Origin of the sequence: Alteromonas sp. CNT1-28, from assembly GCF_022348345.1 — a bacterium.
GTDB lineage: Bacteria > Pseudomonadota > Gammaproteobacteria > Enterobacterales > Alteromonadaceae > Alteromonas > Alteromonas macleodii.
Genome location: NZ_JAKREZ010000016.1, coordinates 17,725 through 32,927, shown reverse-complemented (window position 1 = coordinate 32,927; position 15,203 = coordinate 17,725). Strand labels below are relative to the sequence as shown.

Below are 15,203 nucleotides of genomic sequence, written 5' to 3'. Positions count from 1 at the left end.
TTTTTCACTTGCTTAGTTTAATAAGAAAGGTGGCGTTGAAAGCCACCTTTTTTGTATCTAAAGCGTTAACTTACAGGCACGCAATAAGCGCCGTTGAATTATTTTAAATCCAATAAGTATCGTAATAAGAAAACAATCGCCAGTGCATAAGTGAGCGGTGTTACTTCTTTAAATTTTCCCGTACCTACCTTAATGCCAACATAAGTAATAAAACCAAGGGCAATGCCTTCGCTAATGCTGAATGTGAGCGGCATGGCGATAAGTGCAACAGAAGCAGTGGCTAACGCACCTAAGTCGTCGAAATCAACCTGTCGAATCGATTCCATCATTAAAATACCTACCATCAATAGCGCTGGCGTAGTGGCCATTAGCGGGATAACTTTCATTAGCGGTGTTAAAAATAGCGAGAGTAAGAAGCAGACAGAAACCACTACTGCGGTAAGCCCGGTTCTGCCGCCCGCCGATACGCCCGTAGCGGACTCCACATAGCTAGTTACTGGAGATGTACCCACTAATGCGCCAGCAATACTCGCTGATGCATCGGCTGTCATTGCTGAGCCAATTTTCGGTAGCTTGCCTTCGGGAGTAAGTAGATTGGCTTTTCGAGATACGCCGATTAAGGTGCCAATGGTATCGAACATGTTCACAAACATAAGTGCGAAAATGAGGTCCCACGTTTCAGCAAGGTGATCGATTGGGTACCAAAAGTCCATTGCCATAAAGGTGTTTGAAATAGATTCTGGCATGCCAACTACAGCAGAAGGCGTTGCAGTTAAGGTACCGTTTTCAGTGGGGATAAAAGCACCAATTAAGGTGAGTGTTACGATAGAGATTAAGATAGCGCCAGTAACGCGTTTCACCATAAGAACGATAGTAAAGATAATGCCGATGAGCGCTAACATTACTGCTGGCTCAGAAAGGTCGCCAAGCTGTACGAAGGTTGCAGGATTATCAACAATCAGCCCCGCATTTTTAAGGCCGATAAAGGCAATGAACAAACCTATGCCACACTGCACGCCGATTTTGAGAGAAGGAGGTATAGACTCGGCTATTTTGGTTCGAACTCCGGTGAGAGAAAGGAGTAAAAAGAGAATGCCGTTCCAGAAAACAATACCAAGCGCTGCTTCCCATGGAATTTCACGACCAAGACAAATGGTAAACGCGAAAAAGGCGTTCAAGCCCATACCTGGTGCCAACGCAATAGGGTAGTTAGTCATTAGCGCCATCATTAAAGTGCCAATACACGCCGCTATTGCTGTCACTGTAATTAGGCCCTCTACGGGCATGCCACTTAACCCAAGAATACCTGGGTTCACCACGAGTATATAAGACATGGCTGCGAACGTAGTAAGTCCTGCAATGATCTCTGTTCTTACTGTTGTTCCGTGTTCCTGCAGCTTAAATAGCCGTTCGATTACGTTGTTGGACATCAAGAGTTCTCTGTTAGTATTTCATTGTGTGTTTTGTGCGTTGAAAGCAATAAACTGACCAATTAGTCAACTTGTTGGTGTGTTTTGTGCTAACTTACTTTTCAGTACAATGACTAATTAATAGCCATTGCGTGACTCAAGGTCACTAGCCAGGCAGCACAAAGCCAGCCGAACGGTTAGTAATCAACATAGATGAAGTCAAAAAAACCGCAAACAAAACCTAAATGAGCAATAGAACTCGTTTACAGATAGCATTAAAGATAAACTATTACGCACCAATTAAATGCCATTGCATTGTTGTGGTGCAAATAAGTGAGGGGCCATGTCGCTGTCATCAATAATTAAAAACATTCCTAAGGCCGAACTGCATCTGCATATAGAAGGTAGCTTAACGCCTGAACTTATGTGGCGCCTAGCTGAAAAGCACAGTGTATCACTTCCTTATGCTAGCGTGGAAGAGATAGAAGCGGCGTATAACTTTGAAGATCTACAAAGCTTCCTTGACTTATATTATGCAGGGGCGGGCGTGCTTCGCGATGAGGATGATTTCTTTGCCTTAATGTGGGAATACTTAACGCGGTGTCATGAAGACAATATCGTCCACACAGAAATTATGTTTGATCCGCAAACCCATACAGAGCGTGACATAGGTTTCGATATTTTCATGCCAGGCTTTTTGAAGGCTATGGAAAAAGCAAAAGATGAATACGGTATCAGTAGCTATTTAATCATGTCTTTCCTTCGCCATTTGCCAGAAGATGCTGCCTTCGATACGCTTTCTGCAGCAGAGCCTTATTACGAGCACATTACAGCGGTAGGGTTAGATAGCTCCGAACTTGGGCATCCGCCATCAAAGTTCGAACGCGTATTCAAAAAAGCCAAAGCGCTGGGATTTAAAATTGTCGCCCATGCTGGAGAAGAAGGACCGGCATCTTACATTTGGGAAGCCATCGAGCTATTGGACGTTGATCGTATTGACCACGGTGTACGCTGCCAAGAAGACGAGGCGCTTATGGACCTCTTGAAAGAAAGACAAATTCCACTCACTGTTTGTCCGTTAAGTAACCTTAAGCTGTGTGTGATAAATGATATGAAAGACCACAATATTGTCCAGCTTCTTGATGCTGGGCTTCTGGTCACGGTTAACTCTGATGATCCTACGTATTTTGGTGGCTTCCTAAATGACAATTTTGAAGCGTTGCACCAGTCTCTGGGTATTGATGAAAAAACAGTTCGTACGTTGGTAGCAAATAGCTTTAAGGCAAGTTTTTTGCCGCAGGAGCAGAAAAACCAGCTTGTTGAAAAGGCTCTTTCAGCCTAGCAAGGCGAGGAGTGGAAGATAGTCGCGTTAGCTTCTGGCGATTAATGCGAGGAGCTAATGTGATTTTACGATTTCATGACTGCAATAGTTTGCTTAATCAAACTGTCTAATTCTGTGATGTCTTGAACGATTTCGCTTAAATCGTCTTGCTTGGCTTTGTTTTCAATAGACGATGCCTTTTCCCGAATGGCATCGGCACCTACATCGCCCGACACACCTTTCATAGCATGACTGTTGAATCTAACTGCTTCAACATCCAATGCGGTCGCAGCACTTTGAAGTGCTTGTTGTTTTTGTTCTATTTGCGCGAGGAACATTTCAACAATACGGTTCAATAACCCCTCATTTCCACCCAACCTGCTTATTGCAGCATCGCGGTTCCATAATTGTTCTCGAGTGGGCGTATCGTTTGAGTTAGATGTGTCCATATGTGCCACCGTAATTGAAGCGTTATGCCAGTGTACAATACATGTTCTAATCAAGAAATAGCAAGTTTAGTGGCTTAGCATACAACGGTTCATAATCCGGCAAAACCTAGACGAAAGACTAATTTTTTTTACGTATCTCGGGCGATACTTATTCTGTCATCAGTTTCATAGTGTGGTATTTCTCATGGATAATGAGACACAGAAAGTAGTCATCATTGACGATGAACCAACAACACTCTTGTTATTAGAAAGTGCAGTAGAATCTCTAGCAAAGGTTGTTACGGTCTCGCAAAGCGCGAATGCGTTTTCAGTGGTAAGAGCACATCAACCCGATTTGGTCGTTCTAGATATAAGCATGCCTGGATTATCGGGGTTTGATGTATGCGAGCAGTTAAAAGCTTGCCCAGAAACGGCAGCTATTCCCGTTATATTCGTTACCTCGCATAATGATTCTGAAAATGAGCATATTGCGTTATCACTGGGGGCCATCGACTTCATTTCCAAGCCCATTGATATTGGGTTGTGCCAGATGCGAGTGAGAAATCATCTCACTATCCAAGATCAAAAAACAAAGCTTGCTCGTGTTAATCAAGAATTAGAAGCAGAGAAAAAGCAGCTTGCTATTACCCTCAAATCTATAGCTGATGGCGTTATTTCAACTAACGCAGCAGGGGATGTAACTTTTATTAACTCGGTAGCGCAGAGGTTAACAGGATATAGTGAAGCTGAAGCTCTTGGCAAGCCTATCGATGAGGTTATGAATTTAAGAGATGCCTCGACAAATGAGCGTCTTTTAAACCCCGCTCTTTACGCACTAGAAGTGATGCGTCCGGTAGCTATGTCTTACAACGCCACGCTGGTAAGCCGACATAATCAAGTATTCAGGGTAGAAGATACAGCGTCGCCCATCATTGATGAAGATGGCCATCTGTCTGGCGCCGTTATCGTTTTCCAAGATGTGTCAGAAGCCATTGAAATGGCAGTAAAGATGACGCATTTAACCAATCATGATCAGCTCACGGGCTTGCCAAACCGAGTGCTGCTGCACGATAGAGTTGTTCAGGCTATCACTCGTTGTTTTACTTCTAAGCAAAGCATGGCGTTACTGTTAATTGATATCGACAATTTCAAATACCTCAATGACAGTCTTGGGCATCAAGTCGGCGATTATATTATTGCGTCTATTGCAAAGCGCCTTGCTAAGGTTGTTGGAGAAAGCGCTACGCTCGCCCGCGTGGGTGGCGATGAATTTGCCTGCTTACTTACTGAAATTGGTTCGGGTTACAGTGCAGACAGTATTGCTATGGCGTGTTTGCAGGCCGGTAGAGAGCCCATTGATTTAGACGGTAAGGCCCATCAACTTAGCTTAAGTATTGGAATTAGCCTTTATCCTCAAGATGCTGTTAATGCGGAAGAGATGATGCGCCATGCAGACTCAGCCATGTACCGTTCTAAATCAAAAGGCAAAGACACTTTCAGCTTCTTTTCAAAAGACCTGCAGCATGCCATGCATCATCGTGTGGAAATGGAGATAAAGCTTAGAAATGCCATAGAGAACGACAGCCTCGCCATTTACCTACAGCCAAAGTATAACTTTGACGATAGTGCAGTATTAAGTGCCGAAAGCTTAGTTAGAATGTTCGACGAAAATGGTAAAGTTATTGGACCTGATGAGTTTATTCCGCTAGCAGAAGAGACTGGGCTAATACATCAGCTAGGTAAGCAAGTGTTACAAAAAAGCTGTGAGTTTGTCGCTAGATGCAATGAATTGGGCCAAGACTTCAAAGTGGCGGTAAACGTAGCTGCTAAACAGCTTTCAAACCCAGGCTTCGCAAAAGAAGTTGCTGAGATTATCAACGAAGCGGGTATCGCCGCGTCATCTATAGAATTGGAGGTAACGGAATCAGCTCTAATGCACGACTTTGAACAAACCCGAGATATCCTGAACGACTTGGCTTCATTGGGCGTTACTATTGCGTTGGATGATTTTGGTACGGGCTATTCGAGTCTCTCTTATTTACGTCAGTTCCCATTGAATGTGCTTAAGATAGATCGCTCTTTTGTTATTGATATGGATAAAGAACAGCAGGCACACGACATCGTAACGGCAATAGTGCATTTAGCATTAAGCTTAGAGTTAACCATTGTTGCCGAAGGGATAGAGACCCAATCTCACTTTGCTGCGCTCAAAGCTCTTGGATGTCACTTAGGGCAGGGGTATTTTATGTGTCGTCCTATGGCGATGGCGGATTTTTTCACAAAGTTCATCGATGATTGCCAAGTTGCGTAAGGTTCACTCGGCGGCGTGTAGAGCGCTATCGATAGACCTTCTTTATAACCTTGTCGTTCAAACCATACCTACTTGAAAGCAAACTAGCTGACTTTTCAATACAAATTTGGATGTAAGGTGTTAGACTTGCGTAAAACGTTGTTATTACTTTGATATTGTAAAAAGCAGAAACAACGGAAGCGAGAATGGTCACCTTGGTGTAGTAACAATAAAAGTACCCGATGAATCGAAAAGAAATAAAACCCTACGCAGAGTGTAATGTACTTATTGTGGACGATGAGCCGATGAGTCGTATGCTGCTTGAATCCATTCTAGAGTCGGTGTTTAACTGTGCTACAGCCGAGTCGGGAGAAGAGGCCATATCTTACTGTAAAGCAAATTTGCCGGATTTAGTTCTGCTGGACATGAACATGCCAGATATTGATGGTCTAGACGTTTGCACAGCCTTAAAGGCGTCGCCTGAAACGAAACATATCCCTGTCATTTTCGTTACGTCTACAATGGATATTGAGAGTGAAAATGCGTGCTGGGAAGTAGGGGCGTCAGACTTTGTCATGAAACCGGTTAACGCTTCTACGTTAACGCATCGCATCAAAACACATCTGCAAAATAAGCTTCGCACCGAATTCCTTGAAATGATGACATTTCACGATCAGCTAACGGGTTTGTACAATCGTATGTACTTAACCAAGGAAATTCCGTTACTCATTAAGCAAGTTGCGAGAGACAAAGGTACGGTTGGAGCAATAATGATCGACATCGATTATTTTAAGCTTTTCAACGATACGTACGGGCATCTCGAAGGCGATATTTGTCTTCAAAAAGTCGCGCAAATTGTATCGGACACGGTTAAACGGCCGAAAGATGCCGTTATTCGCTTTGGCGGCGAAGAGTTTTTAGTCGTCCTCCCCTATATCGACCATCAGGGCTCAAAGTTAGTTGCACATCAGCTTGTTGAGGCTGTTGCCAATGCAAGAATTCCACATGGTAAAGGGATAGAAAACCGCGTATCAATAAGTGCAGGCTTTGCAGTCTGGAAAGCTACGGATGTGGTTGAAGACGATGTGGCTGCGCTTATAGAAGACGCTGACATTTCACTGTTTGAAGCAAAAGAATTAGGGCGAAACCAAGCCAAGGGCTGAGGCCACCGCCCAATTTCCCATCATAAAAATAGAATTTCTAGCCTATTGTTTAATATCCCGTATTCAAATCCCAAGCTATCATTATAAATGCGGGGCCGCTGTGCATGAATCGAGCAAGGCGGCAAAAATCTTGTGGTCTTTACGCTTGGGTAGCGCACCATGGTTTATTTTGACGAACAATCGAGTTTGAATGTGAAACTGGAAGACCAGTTGACGGCATCGCTAACCAGTTTGGTACAGCGGGGCTGCGATTCTTTTGGCGTGTTTCAAGGTTTACTTTTACAGCTGGACGAAGAGACAATTAATATATTGGTTAAAGCTTCGTCGGCGTATGCACCCAACTTTAAGTCGGTCCCTTCTTTCTCTACCTGTGTGCCTGTAGACCACTGTTTCCCTGTAAACAGCGCTAAGTGTTCTACAGCATTTAAACAATGGTTTTCTACTTATTTTAATGCCGAAAAGTACATACGAGGCCGTGTTCATACCCTAGATGGAAGCCAAGTGTGCTTAGTCTTTATTAATGCGTGCCCGGAACAGCCGGTTAACCTCGACAAGCTGTCGCTGTTAGACGATTGCCTGAGCGTGATATTGGATAAATTTCATCTCGAAAAAGCAGAGACCAATCAAAACACGTTGTACGAAAAGTTACAAAGTGTAGCGAACATAGGCACGTGGGAAGTTGATTTGACCACTAATGAACTTAGCTGGTCTTCACAAACTCGGCTTATTCACGAAGTCTCAGAAGACTTTGTACCCACATTAGAAACAGCTATCAACTTCTATAAAGAGGGGTTTGATAGGGATGAGATAAACCGCATTGTCTCCCACACAGTGGCTACGGGTGAACCGTGGAGTGCAACGCTTGAACTTGTCTCCGCCAAAGGTAATTCGGTTTGGATAGAAACTCACGGTATGGCCGAGATGAAGCACGGAAAGTGTATTCGTTTGTTTGGAACTTGCCAAAACGTAAACAAGTCGGTGCAACTTAGACTCGAATTGGAAGAGAGAAGAAGAGAAGCCGAAGCTGCGTCTAAAGAACGTGGCATATTGTTATCTCGTATAAGCCACGAGTTAAAGACGCCGCTCAATGGCATAACCGGCATGTTGCAGGCGATTAAGTTCGAAAATAAAGAAAATGTACGAATGCGCAAAGCGGATGTGGCGCTTCATAGCGCAGACCGTTTATTGTCTCTTATAAACGATGTTTTGGATTACACCTCCATCATTAACGGCGAATTCTCACTAAAATATAGCGACTTTTGTGCACGTTCGTTAATTGAAGATATCCTGGATGTATTTAAAACAAAATGCGTAGAGAAAGGCGTAAGGCTTTACGCAGTGCTGTCTTTTGACGAAAACACTTATGTTCACGGAGATGCCGCCCGAATCAGTCAAGTCATTACAAATTTACTATCGAACGCGGTTAAATTTACGCCGAAAGGGTATATTTCGGTGCAAGTTACGTTAAAGCATCAAGGCGATGTGCCTATCTTACTTGCGTCAATTGAAGACACTGGGGTGGGCATGAGTGATGAAATATTGTCACGTATTTTTAGACCATTTCAAAACGATACCGCCAGTGCCTCTGAAGAGTTAAATGGAAACGGTTTAGGGTTGTCTATCGTCAATCAACTTGTTGGCAAAATGGATGGCGAGCTTGAAGTGCGGTCAAGCGCAGGGAAAGGCTCCTGTTTCGATATTGCTATACCTGTAGAAATGGCAGTTTTAGATAAAGAAAAGCAGAGTGACGTTGTCCTCTCTTCAGACCTACTTAGCGTTCCTCTTAACGTTTTGGTTGTTGATGACAACGACATAAACCGTTTCGTGCTTGCATCCATGCTAGAGAAGTTTAATTACCTTCCAGATGAAGCCGAAAATGGCGAAGTGGCCGTTCAAATGGCCCGAGCTAAAAAATATGACATTATTTTTATGGATTGCGCTATGCCAGTGCTCGATGGGGTAAGTGCTACTAAGATTATTGTCCAAGAAAACTTATTGCCCAAACACGGTCGTATTGTGGCTGTAACGGCAAATACAACGCCTGAAGATAAAACTAATTGTAGCAATGCGGGCATGACCGATTTTCTTGCCAAGCCCGTGGTACAAAATGACGTTACCCTTCAGGTGCGCCATGCACTAAATGCAAAATCAGTGACAGCGTAGAGGTTAAAGTACGTTTATTCCGCTGAAGGGGGCGTATCTTTTACGGTTTCCCAATGCGTTACAATATAGTCTGTAACCTGCGAGCCGACATTATAGGCGGCTTCTATAGCGGCTCCCATTGCTGCATATCCATCGCCAGAACTCTCTAACTTTAGGTTCTCCGCAGCGCTCAACGATGGTGGCTGCATGGTAAAATTGCTCGCCGTTCTAAGAATAAGTAAGCGGTCTTTGTTGACTAACCCTGCATTGTCCAAGTAGCTCAAGCTTTGAAGTGTTGCTGAGTCTTCCATGCCCGAGGTAACAAAATTTCCTTTGCCCTGCGTCCAGTATGCCACCCAATCGTTTGCCCACGTATTTAGTTTTTCGCCATGCCAAAAGGTAGAAGCAGATAAATGCGCACCCATAGATATATTGGGAAGTGCCCTCGCATTAGCTGAGTTGGTGTACTTGGCTCTCAATGCATCCATCGCTTCGTTGTTTAAAAGCTTGGTGTCTTTTGTCAACGAATAGGCCCACTTTGCTAACGGTAAGTTCAGCGCGTACACCTCGCCATTTGGGCTGTTGTTTACGTCTACAGCGTCAGCGTTTTCAAAGGGCGCATGAGTAAAGAGGGGGAAATAACCCGTACTCCACTGAGACGGAATTTCTCTAGCGTCAATTTGATGTGCTAGGTCGCCATCAACTACGTAATCGGTCCAAATTGCACTACCAATGGTATTATCCGCTGGGTCGACTCCCGCGATCCCTGCAACCAACCAATAGGCTTGGGATAAATCAAAGCGAGGATCAAGACCTAGTGCCATTATTGCTGCTGAAGCGCGCGCAATGCCCATTCCCGTAACCATACCGATTACACCTGTATCAGGATTGGCGTAAATATCGTGAAAGCCATGAGGCAAAGGGTATTGGGTTGTGAGATTCTGGCGAGCCTTCCACAATTGAAATTCACCAGGCGCGTCGCCTTCGTCGTTGCCAATTTCGAACATACTTACTACAACAACCTTCACTTTCATTGGCGGCTTAGCGTCATTGGCTTTAACACTGGCAGAATAACTACTGCTACAGAAACCCAAAAACATAGCCAATATAAGCAAAGCGTTGAAAAAGGCAGACCGTTTTTGTTTAAGCAGTGGATAAAAAGAAAGATGCATTTAGTACTCCTAAAAAAGAGCCCAGCATTATCAAACTGGGCTTCTTATCGAAAAAACTTACAGGCCTGAGAGCGTATGTCGAACGTTCAATCTACACATGAAGCACGACCACGCTCAAAGACTATGCGAACTTAGAATGAGTAAGTAAATTTAGCATTCCAGTGACGCGGAAGTTCAGGTAATACAATTTGACTACCAAATAGATCAGGGAAGTTCGACCGGAAATAATCTTCGTCAGTTAAGTTTTTAACGGTTAGATTAACACTCCAATCTTCGGCTTGGTAAGATACACCTGCATTCACTAGCGTGTACGAAGGGAGAGTCACTGAACCCGAGAAACCAGAAGATACTTCATCAGCATTCACGACACTAACACTTGCAGCATACCCGTTTAAGAAGTCATAAGTTGCAGTTAAGCCATAGGTGTTTTCTGGAATACCCGCTTTGATGGCAGAAAGGTTGCCATATGCCGTATTACCGTTTGGCGTGCCCCCAAAGAAGATTGAAGGATCTTCGATATTTGCAAAGTCTTCGGCACCAAAGAAACCAAATTGGAAACCACCACCGTCAAGTACTGTCAAATTAGTAACTTCAATGTTGGTGTAAACTGCTGTTAATACAAGCTGTTCATTTACTACCCAACGAAGCTCAAACTCTGTGCCCTCATTCAGTGTAGTGTTGTTTGTTACAGTTGATTGAGCGTTGATGTCAGTACGTTCTTGTTCATAAATAGATAACGCAACGTATAAGCTGTCATCCAAAAATGAGCCTTTGACACCATACTCGAAAAGCTCCGACGTATCGAAGAATCCGCCAGGAATATTTTCAACGTCTATATTTGCGCCCTGACCTGCAACAATCGTAGCTTGCTCTGCCACAGTAATATAAGGAATTAAGCCAAAGTCTGTCTTATATGAAACGCTAGCATTCCATGAAATGCCGTCTTCTTTGTCCTCAGCTGTTACATCTTCGTCGCCACCAAATAGAGTAATTCCACCTGGCGTTGTACTCTCTACGTCTACTGAGTCATAACGCAATCCTAGTACGACATTCCAGCCATTTTCCCAAGTTAGGTCTGTCATTGCTGCAACACCTAGGTTCAGATAGTTGCCCACGTCATAATTTGAGTAACCAAATCCAGCTCTAGTTGCGAGAAGGCGTCTATCTAACGCCGTTGAAGGACCTGTTAAGTCACGGCGATCAAAAAATTCGTTTATGAAATCATCGCCGCTTTCAAAATCTGTGTATCGAACTGATGGGGAGAACTGAAATTGTGCGAATAGACTGTCGCTTTCGTATTCAGTTGCAAAAATAACTTTATCTTCTATTACATAAGCATCATGAAATTGTGAGAAGCCGTAAGCATTTTCGTTCAAGTTTTCATAACTTTCATAGAAAAACTGGTTTTTGATTTCCCATTCATCCGCGTAGTAAATCATATCAAAATAAAGCGTGGTTACTTCATTTTCCAAAACGTCATCGGCAGCAATGAGCGTTTGATCGCGGCCAAGTTGAGCAGTGCCCACATCTACCAAGGCCATATCATCGCTGAAACTTGAACCATCTTCAGTAAGTGGGTCTACTTCTACAAAGAGGTTTGCTGCAAAATATTCAAAATGACTAATGCTTCCGTCGCCGTCTGCATCAAGTGGCTTAGCGTTTCCAGTAATATAGGTGCCGTTGTCGATCAAATCTTGCGTAACACGGTTCCACCCTGCATTTTGGTTACCATCGTACTTGTGATACATACCGCCAAACTCAACACTTAGGTTTTCAGTCAAGTCCATATCGAAAGCGGCTTGGAGCACAGTTTGGTCAGTTTCGCTGTTGCGGTAATAAGAGTCTGAGTTTTCTTGTTCAGCGTAGATATAGTAACCAAGCTCCTTACCAGCAAGTTTGCTTGGCCCTCCTACTTCGGCAGTGAGAACATTCTTATCCCAAGAGCCTGTAGTGTAAGAAAATTGTCCCGTTGGGCTGTCTAAATACTGTCCTCTGCCTACTTTTGCTGACTTAGGATTAAAGTTTAAGTAGCCACCGATTTTAGCTGGGCCGTAAATTGGCGAAGCTGGGCCACGTACAATATCAACACTGCTCGACGCACCAATGGGCGTTGGGTAGTTTCCAGGGTTATCTAAGCGGCGTACACCTCGAAAATATACTTCCCCGGGCGTGCCCCGCACATCCAGAGAGCCTGCAACACCGAAGAACGACTGTGTGAATGTACCTGGTGCGAACGCGACGAGTTCATCAATGTCTGAAACGTTGAAGCGCTCCATTTGCTCTTGAGAAATCGTGGACGCTGAGCGAGGCGTTTCGAGAATAGATTTGCCAAAGCCAAAAACTGACTCAACGTCTTGGCCAGGAAGGCTCCCAAGGGATCCTGTTACCTGAATTTTTTCAACGTCTTTTTCTTTAACCTCTGTCTCTTCTTGAGCAAAAGCTTGCGACGATAGCGCGACCGCGGTAGTCATTGCAAAAGCTTTTGCTAGAGGAGATAAATTGAATGTAGTGTTTTTCATGGTTTCCTCGTTATTTTTAGTTGCCCCTTTTTAGGGCTCTTTTCACGCATTTTTATATGCGTTTTGTTATTGGCAAGAGAGTTAGCAGGATGAGTGCCAACTACTTGTCCAGTTGGTCAACTTTTAACCTTTTCTTAAGTTGCTGAATTATAAGGATAAAAATATATAATGTTGTTCTTATAGTGTTATTTTTATGTAAATAAACTCAATCGCATAAATGCATGCACTTATAAGGTGATTTTTAGCGAGCTTTTGCACTAAAAAGAGCAGAGGTTACGCCCGGTTGTCCGTCTATACTTAAAATGTGTGTCGAGTGAGCTGAGTGCTTAACAACCTCATGGTTTACAACGGCTTTTTCATTGAGTGCTTTCGGCGCCCTACGGTTACCTTCTGGCTTTGGGTTGTGAATAGGCTCGTAAGCAGGGTTGTCCTGAGCAACGCCAGTGCTGCTTTCAATTTTTTGTGCACTAGCGTGTGGGGAAGCAAGGGGCTTTTTTCCAGGTAAGGTTAAATCAAGGATGACGGCGGTAAGGCCGGCCGAGGTTACTGGGGAAAGTAAGATATTTTCAAGCCATGAAGGCAATTGAGCAAGGGCTTCTGGAACCATCATTACACCAATCGCCATACCTAGCGCACACGCTGTCACCAAACTACTGCGCCTATCAAGTGCGTAGCTGGCTAAAAGCTTTAAACCGCCCACGGCCACCATGGCAAACATAACCAGAGTAGCACCGCCAAGAACTGGTTTGGGAATAGCCTGCAGCACACCACCTACAATGGGGAAGAACCCAATAACAACGAATAGCGCTGCAACAAAAAAGCCGACCTTACGGCTGGCGATGCCGGTTAATTGGATAACCCCGTTATTCTGGCCAAATGTAGTATTTGGAAAGGTGTTGAACATGCCAGCAAGTAACGAATTAACGCCGTCGCCCAAAATCCCGCCTTTCACCCTTGCAAGATAAATCGGACCGCTCACAGGCTGCTTACAGAAAAGACTATTTGCGGTTAAGTCGCCGGCCGTTTCTATTGCACTAAACAAATAGATGAGCGCGATAGGTAAAAAGAGAGTGATATCAAATGCAATGCCAAAGGCAAAAGGGGTGGGGATCGCTACGACGGAAAGCGCAGCAAGGCCGCTGAAATCTAATCCTTTTGTAATGCCAACATAGGTTGCGCCAATTGCCATACCAATAAAGATGGCGCTTAAACGCAGCCAATGATTTGTTGAGGCGTTCAAGAAAACAATAATGAGCAACACGCCAAGGCCGACGGCTAAGTTTTCTGTGCTGGCGAAGTCAGCGGCGTGAAAGCCGCCCGCAAGATCAGTCATGCCTACGTTTATCAAGCTTAGCCCAATAGCGGTTATTACAATTCCTGTAGTTAATGGTGTAATGATACGTTTGAGTTTATGTACAAGTAGACTAAACACCACTTCGACCATGGCACCCGCCATAGTTAATCCAAACAACAAAGACAAGACATCTTCGGATGTTCCTCCATCCGCCTTGACCTGATTTCCTGCCAGTATCAATGCGCTAATAAACGCAAAACTGGTACCTTGGATGGCTACCAATCCACTGCCTACTGGGCCTATACGCTTTGTTTGAATTGCCGTGCCTAAGCCGCTTACAAACAAGGCCATACTGATAAGATAAGGCGTGTATTCAGTAAGGCCCAGTGTTGATGTAACAATAAGAGTCGGCGTAATGACACCGACAAAGCTTGCAAGTAAATGCTGAAATGCCGCGGTAAGTGAAGGAAGAAATGCCGGACTATCATGTAAATCGTAAAGTAGTTCGCTGTGATTTGAAGACATGGTTATTCCTTGTTATTTCCTTAATTGGCGAAGACGGAGACGGCGCCGAGTCACACTCGCTATGATTCACCTTCGTGAAGTACTGATAGCCGCCGTTTAGCGCTTGATTAGTTGCTAGCTCATACCACCATTTGCCGTACGCCGACCCTGATAAGTGATGGTGCAAGTCACCGCCTTTTGGAAACTGTTTAAGTAGTTGATAGGTCTGTGAGTCGGTCAATGACTGTGTATATTGCTTAAACCAATTGTTTGCGTCTTCTTCAGTAGGAAAGGGGTTTGCGGCGGAATAAAGACCAACAAGGGATAAAGACAAAATGAACAGGGTTCGTACAACAAATGACATGAGCAATTTTTCTTAGCAATAGTTGCTCTATGGTTGCAAGATATTGACCAGTTGGTCTGCTTAGTAATGTGTTTTTAAGTTGTTGTTTTAAAGTGTTTTTTATGTGGGTTTGGGTCAGGAGCAAATAATTAGGCAATTCGTAAGCCCCATTTTGGTGCCTAAACAAAAAAATGCGCTAAATTAGCGCATTTTTTCAGAGCAGTGCGAACGGTCGTTTTATAGGACTACGCCTTCATCTAACGTCACAAAAATTGAGTGGCGCACTTCATTGTACATTGCGCGGGAACAATGGCCTTCGCCTTCTGTGTCTTCTAGCAATAGTACGTCACCTGCTCCAAACACGTGGCGTTCACCGTTAGACACCGTAAATTCAGCACGCCCTTTAATAATGAAAAGGAGTTGTCGCGCCGGCGCTGGATGCCACTTAAAATCATAATCTGCAGGCGTTTCGCGAAAAATTATTTTATCTGCACCGAATTTCTCTGAAAGCATACCGATAGGACCGCCGTCTTTTAGCGCAATCTCCACTTCGCCAAAGTGACTTTTGCCTGCTTCATCGTTGTAAATCCTTGTTATTTTCATTATTAACCCTTCATT

Annotated in this window: 11 protein-coding genes; 4 read left to right on the top strand and 7 right to left on the bottom strand. The window is 44.0% G+C overall.

Annotation, left to right across the window (positions count from 1 at the left end; all coding sequences use genetic code 11):
• Positions 1-98: 98 nt before the first annotated feature.
• Positions 99-1,430 carry an NCS2 family permease gene (locus tag MHN02_RS11270; protein ID WP_014949076.1) on the bottom strand — a complete coding sequence of 444 codons (1,332 nt, stop codon included), beginning with the start codon at positions 1,428-1,430 and terminating at the stop codon, positions 99-101.
• 322 nt (positions 1,431-1,752) lie between these two features.
• Between MHN02_RS11270 and MHN02_RS11265 the strand changes: the two genes are divergently transcribed.
• Positions 1,753-2,751 carry an adenosine deaminase gene (locus MHN02_RS11265; protein ID WP_239246134.1) on the top strand — a complete coding sequence of 333 codons (999 nt, stop codon included), beginning with the start codon at positions 1,753-1,755 and terminating at the stop codon, positions 2,749-2,751.
• A 65-nt stretch (positions 2,752-2,816) separates the two neighbouring features.
• Here MHN02_RS11265 and MHN02_RS11260 read toward each other — a convergent pair whose 3' ends face one another.
• Complete coding sequence (locus MHN02_RS11260) at positions 2,817-3,179, bottom strand: Hpt domain-containing protein (RefSeq protein ID WP_239246132.1); 363 nt, start codon at positions 3,177-3,179, stop codon at positions 2,817-2,819.
• A 184-nt stretch (positions 3,180-3,363) separates the two neighbouring features.
• Between MHN02_RS11260 and MHN02_RS11255 the strand changes: the two genes are divergently transcribed.
• The 3 genes from MHN02_RS11255 (at position 3,364) to MHN02_RS11245 (ending at position 8,774) form a co-directional block, all read left to right on the top strand.
• Positions 3,364-5,469: an EAL domain-containing protein gene (locus MHN02_RS11255; RefSeq protein WP_239246130.1), complete on the top strand. Its 2,106-nt coding sequence runs from the start codon at positions 3,364-3,366 to the stop codon at positions 5,467-5,469.
• 221 nt (positions 5,470-5,690) lie between these two features.
• A complete protein-coding gene (locus MHN02_RS11250) occupies positions 5,691-6,611 on the top strand; it encodes a diguanylate cyclase (RefSeq protein ID WP_239246128.1) in 921 nt (306 codons plus the stop codon).
• 159 nt (positions 6,612-6,770) lie between these two features.
• The gene (locus MHN02_RS11245; protein ID WP_239246126.1) at positions 6,771-8,774 is read left to right on the top strand and encodes an ATP-binding protein; all 2,004 of its coding nucleotides are present in this window, start codon (positions 6,771-6,773) and stop codon (positions 8,772-8,774) included.
• Positions 8,775-8,788: 14 nt separating this feature from the next.
• Here MHN02_RS11245 and MHN02_RS11240 read toward each other — a convergent pair whose 3' ends face one another.
• The 5 genes from MHN02_RS11240 to MHN02_RS11220 form a co-directional block, all read right to left on the bottom strand.
• Positions 8,789-9,925 carry a purine nucleoside permease gene (locus MHN02_RS11240; protein ID WP_239246124.1) on the bottom strand — a complete coding sequence of 379 codons (1,137 nt, stop codon included), beginning with the start codon at positions 9,923-9,925 and terminating at the stop codon, positions 8,789-8,791.
• Positions 9,926-10,056: 131 nt separating this feature from the next.
• Positions 10,057-12,444, bottom strand: coding sequence for a TonB-dependent receptor (locus MHN02_RS11235; protein ID WP_239246122.1), 2,388 nt, complete (start codon positions 12,442-12,444; stop codon positions 10,057-10,059).
• 241 nt (positions 12,445-12,685) lie between these two features.
• A complete protein-coding gene (locus tag MHN02_RS11230; protein WP_239246120.1) occupies positions 12,686-14,263 on the bottom strand; it encodes a nucleobase:cation symporter-2 family protein in 1,578 nt (525 codons plus the stop codon).
• Positions 14,223-14,606, bottom strand: a complete 384-nt coding sequence (locus MHN02_RS11225) for a hypothetical protein (protein ID WP_239246118.1) — start codon at positions 14,604-14,606, stop codon at positions 14,223-14,225. The genes MHN02_RS11230 and MHN02_RS11225 overlap by 41 nt, the downstream gene beginning before the upstream one ends.
• A gap of 216 nt (positions 14,607-14,822) precedes the next feature.
• Positions 14,823-15,188 (bottom strand): AraC family ligand binding domain-containing protein, encoded by a 366-nt coding sequence (locus MHN02_RS11220; protein ID WP_014976207.1) that lies wholly within the window; start codon positions 15,186-15,188, stop codon positions 14,823-14,825.
• Positions 15,189-15,203 lie beyond the last annotated feature (15 nt).

Excerpts from the sequence above, each read along its gene's own strand:
- MHN02_RS11230 (WP_239246120.1), bottom strand. The coding sequence starts at position 14,263 with ATGTCTTCAAATCACAGCGAACTACTTTACGATTTACATGATAGTCCG.
- MHN02_RS11225 (WP_239246118.1), bottom strand. The coding sequence starts at position 14,606 with ATGTCATTTGTTGTACGAACCCTGTTCATTTTGTCTTTATCCCTTGTT.
- MHN02_RS11235 (WP_239246122.1), bottom strand. The coding sequence starts at position 12,444 with ATGAAAAACACTACATTCAATTTATCTCCTCTAGCAAAAGCTTTTGCA.
- MHN02_RS11250 (WP_239246128.1), top strand. The coding sequence starts at position 5,691 with ATGAATCGAAAAGAAATAAAACCCTACGCAGAGTGTAATGTACTTATT.
- MHN02_RS11265 (WP_239246134.1), top strand. The coding sequence starts at position 1,753 with ATGTCGCTGTCATCAATAATTAAAAACATTCCTAAGGCCGAACTGCAT.
- MHN02_RS11270 (WP_014949076.1), bottom strand. The coding sequence starts at position 1,430 with ATGTCCAACAACGTAATCGAACGGCTATTTAAGCTGCAGGAACACGGA.
- MHN02_RS11260 (WP_239246132.1), bottom strand. The coding sequence starts at position 3,179 with ATGGACACATCTAACTCAAACGATACGCCCACTCGAGAACAATTATGG.
- MHN02_RS11245 (WP_239246126.1), top strand. The coding sequence starts at position 6,771 with ATGGTTTATTTTGACGAACAATCGAGTTTGAATGTGAAACTGGAAGAC.
- MHN02_RS11255 (WP_239246130.1), top strand. The coding sequence starts at position 3,364 with ATGGATAATGAGACACAGAAAGTAGTCATCATTGACGATGAACCAACA.
- MHN02_RS11220 (WP_014976207.1), bottom strand. The coding sequence starts at position 15,188 with ATGAAAATAACAAGGATTTACAACGATGAAGCAGGCAAAAGTCACTTT.
- MHN02_RS11240 (WP_239246124.1), bottom strand. The coding sequence starts at position 9,925 with ATGCATCTTTCTTTTTATCCACTGCTTAAACAAAAACGGTCTGCCTTT.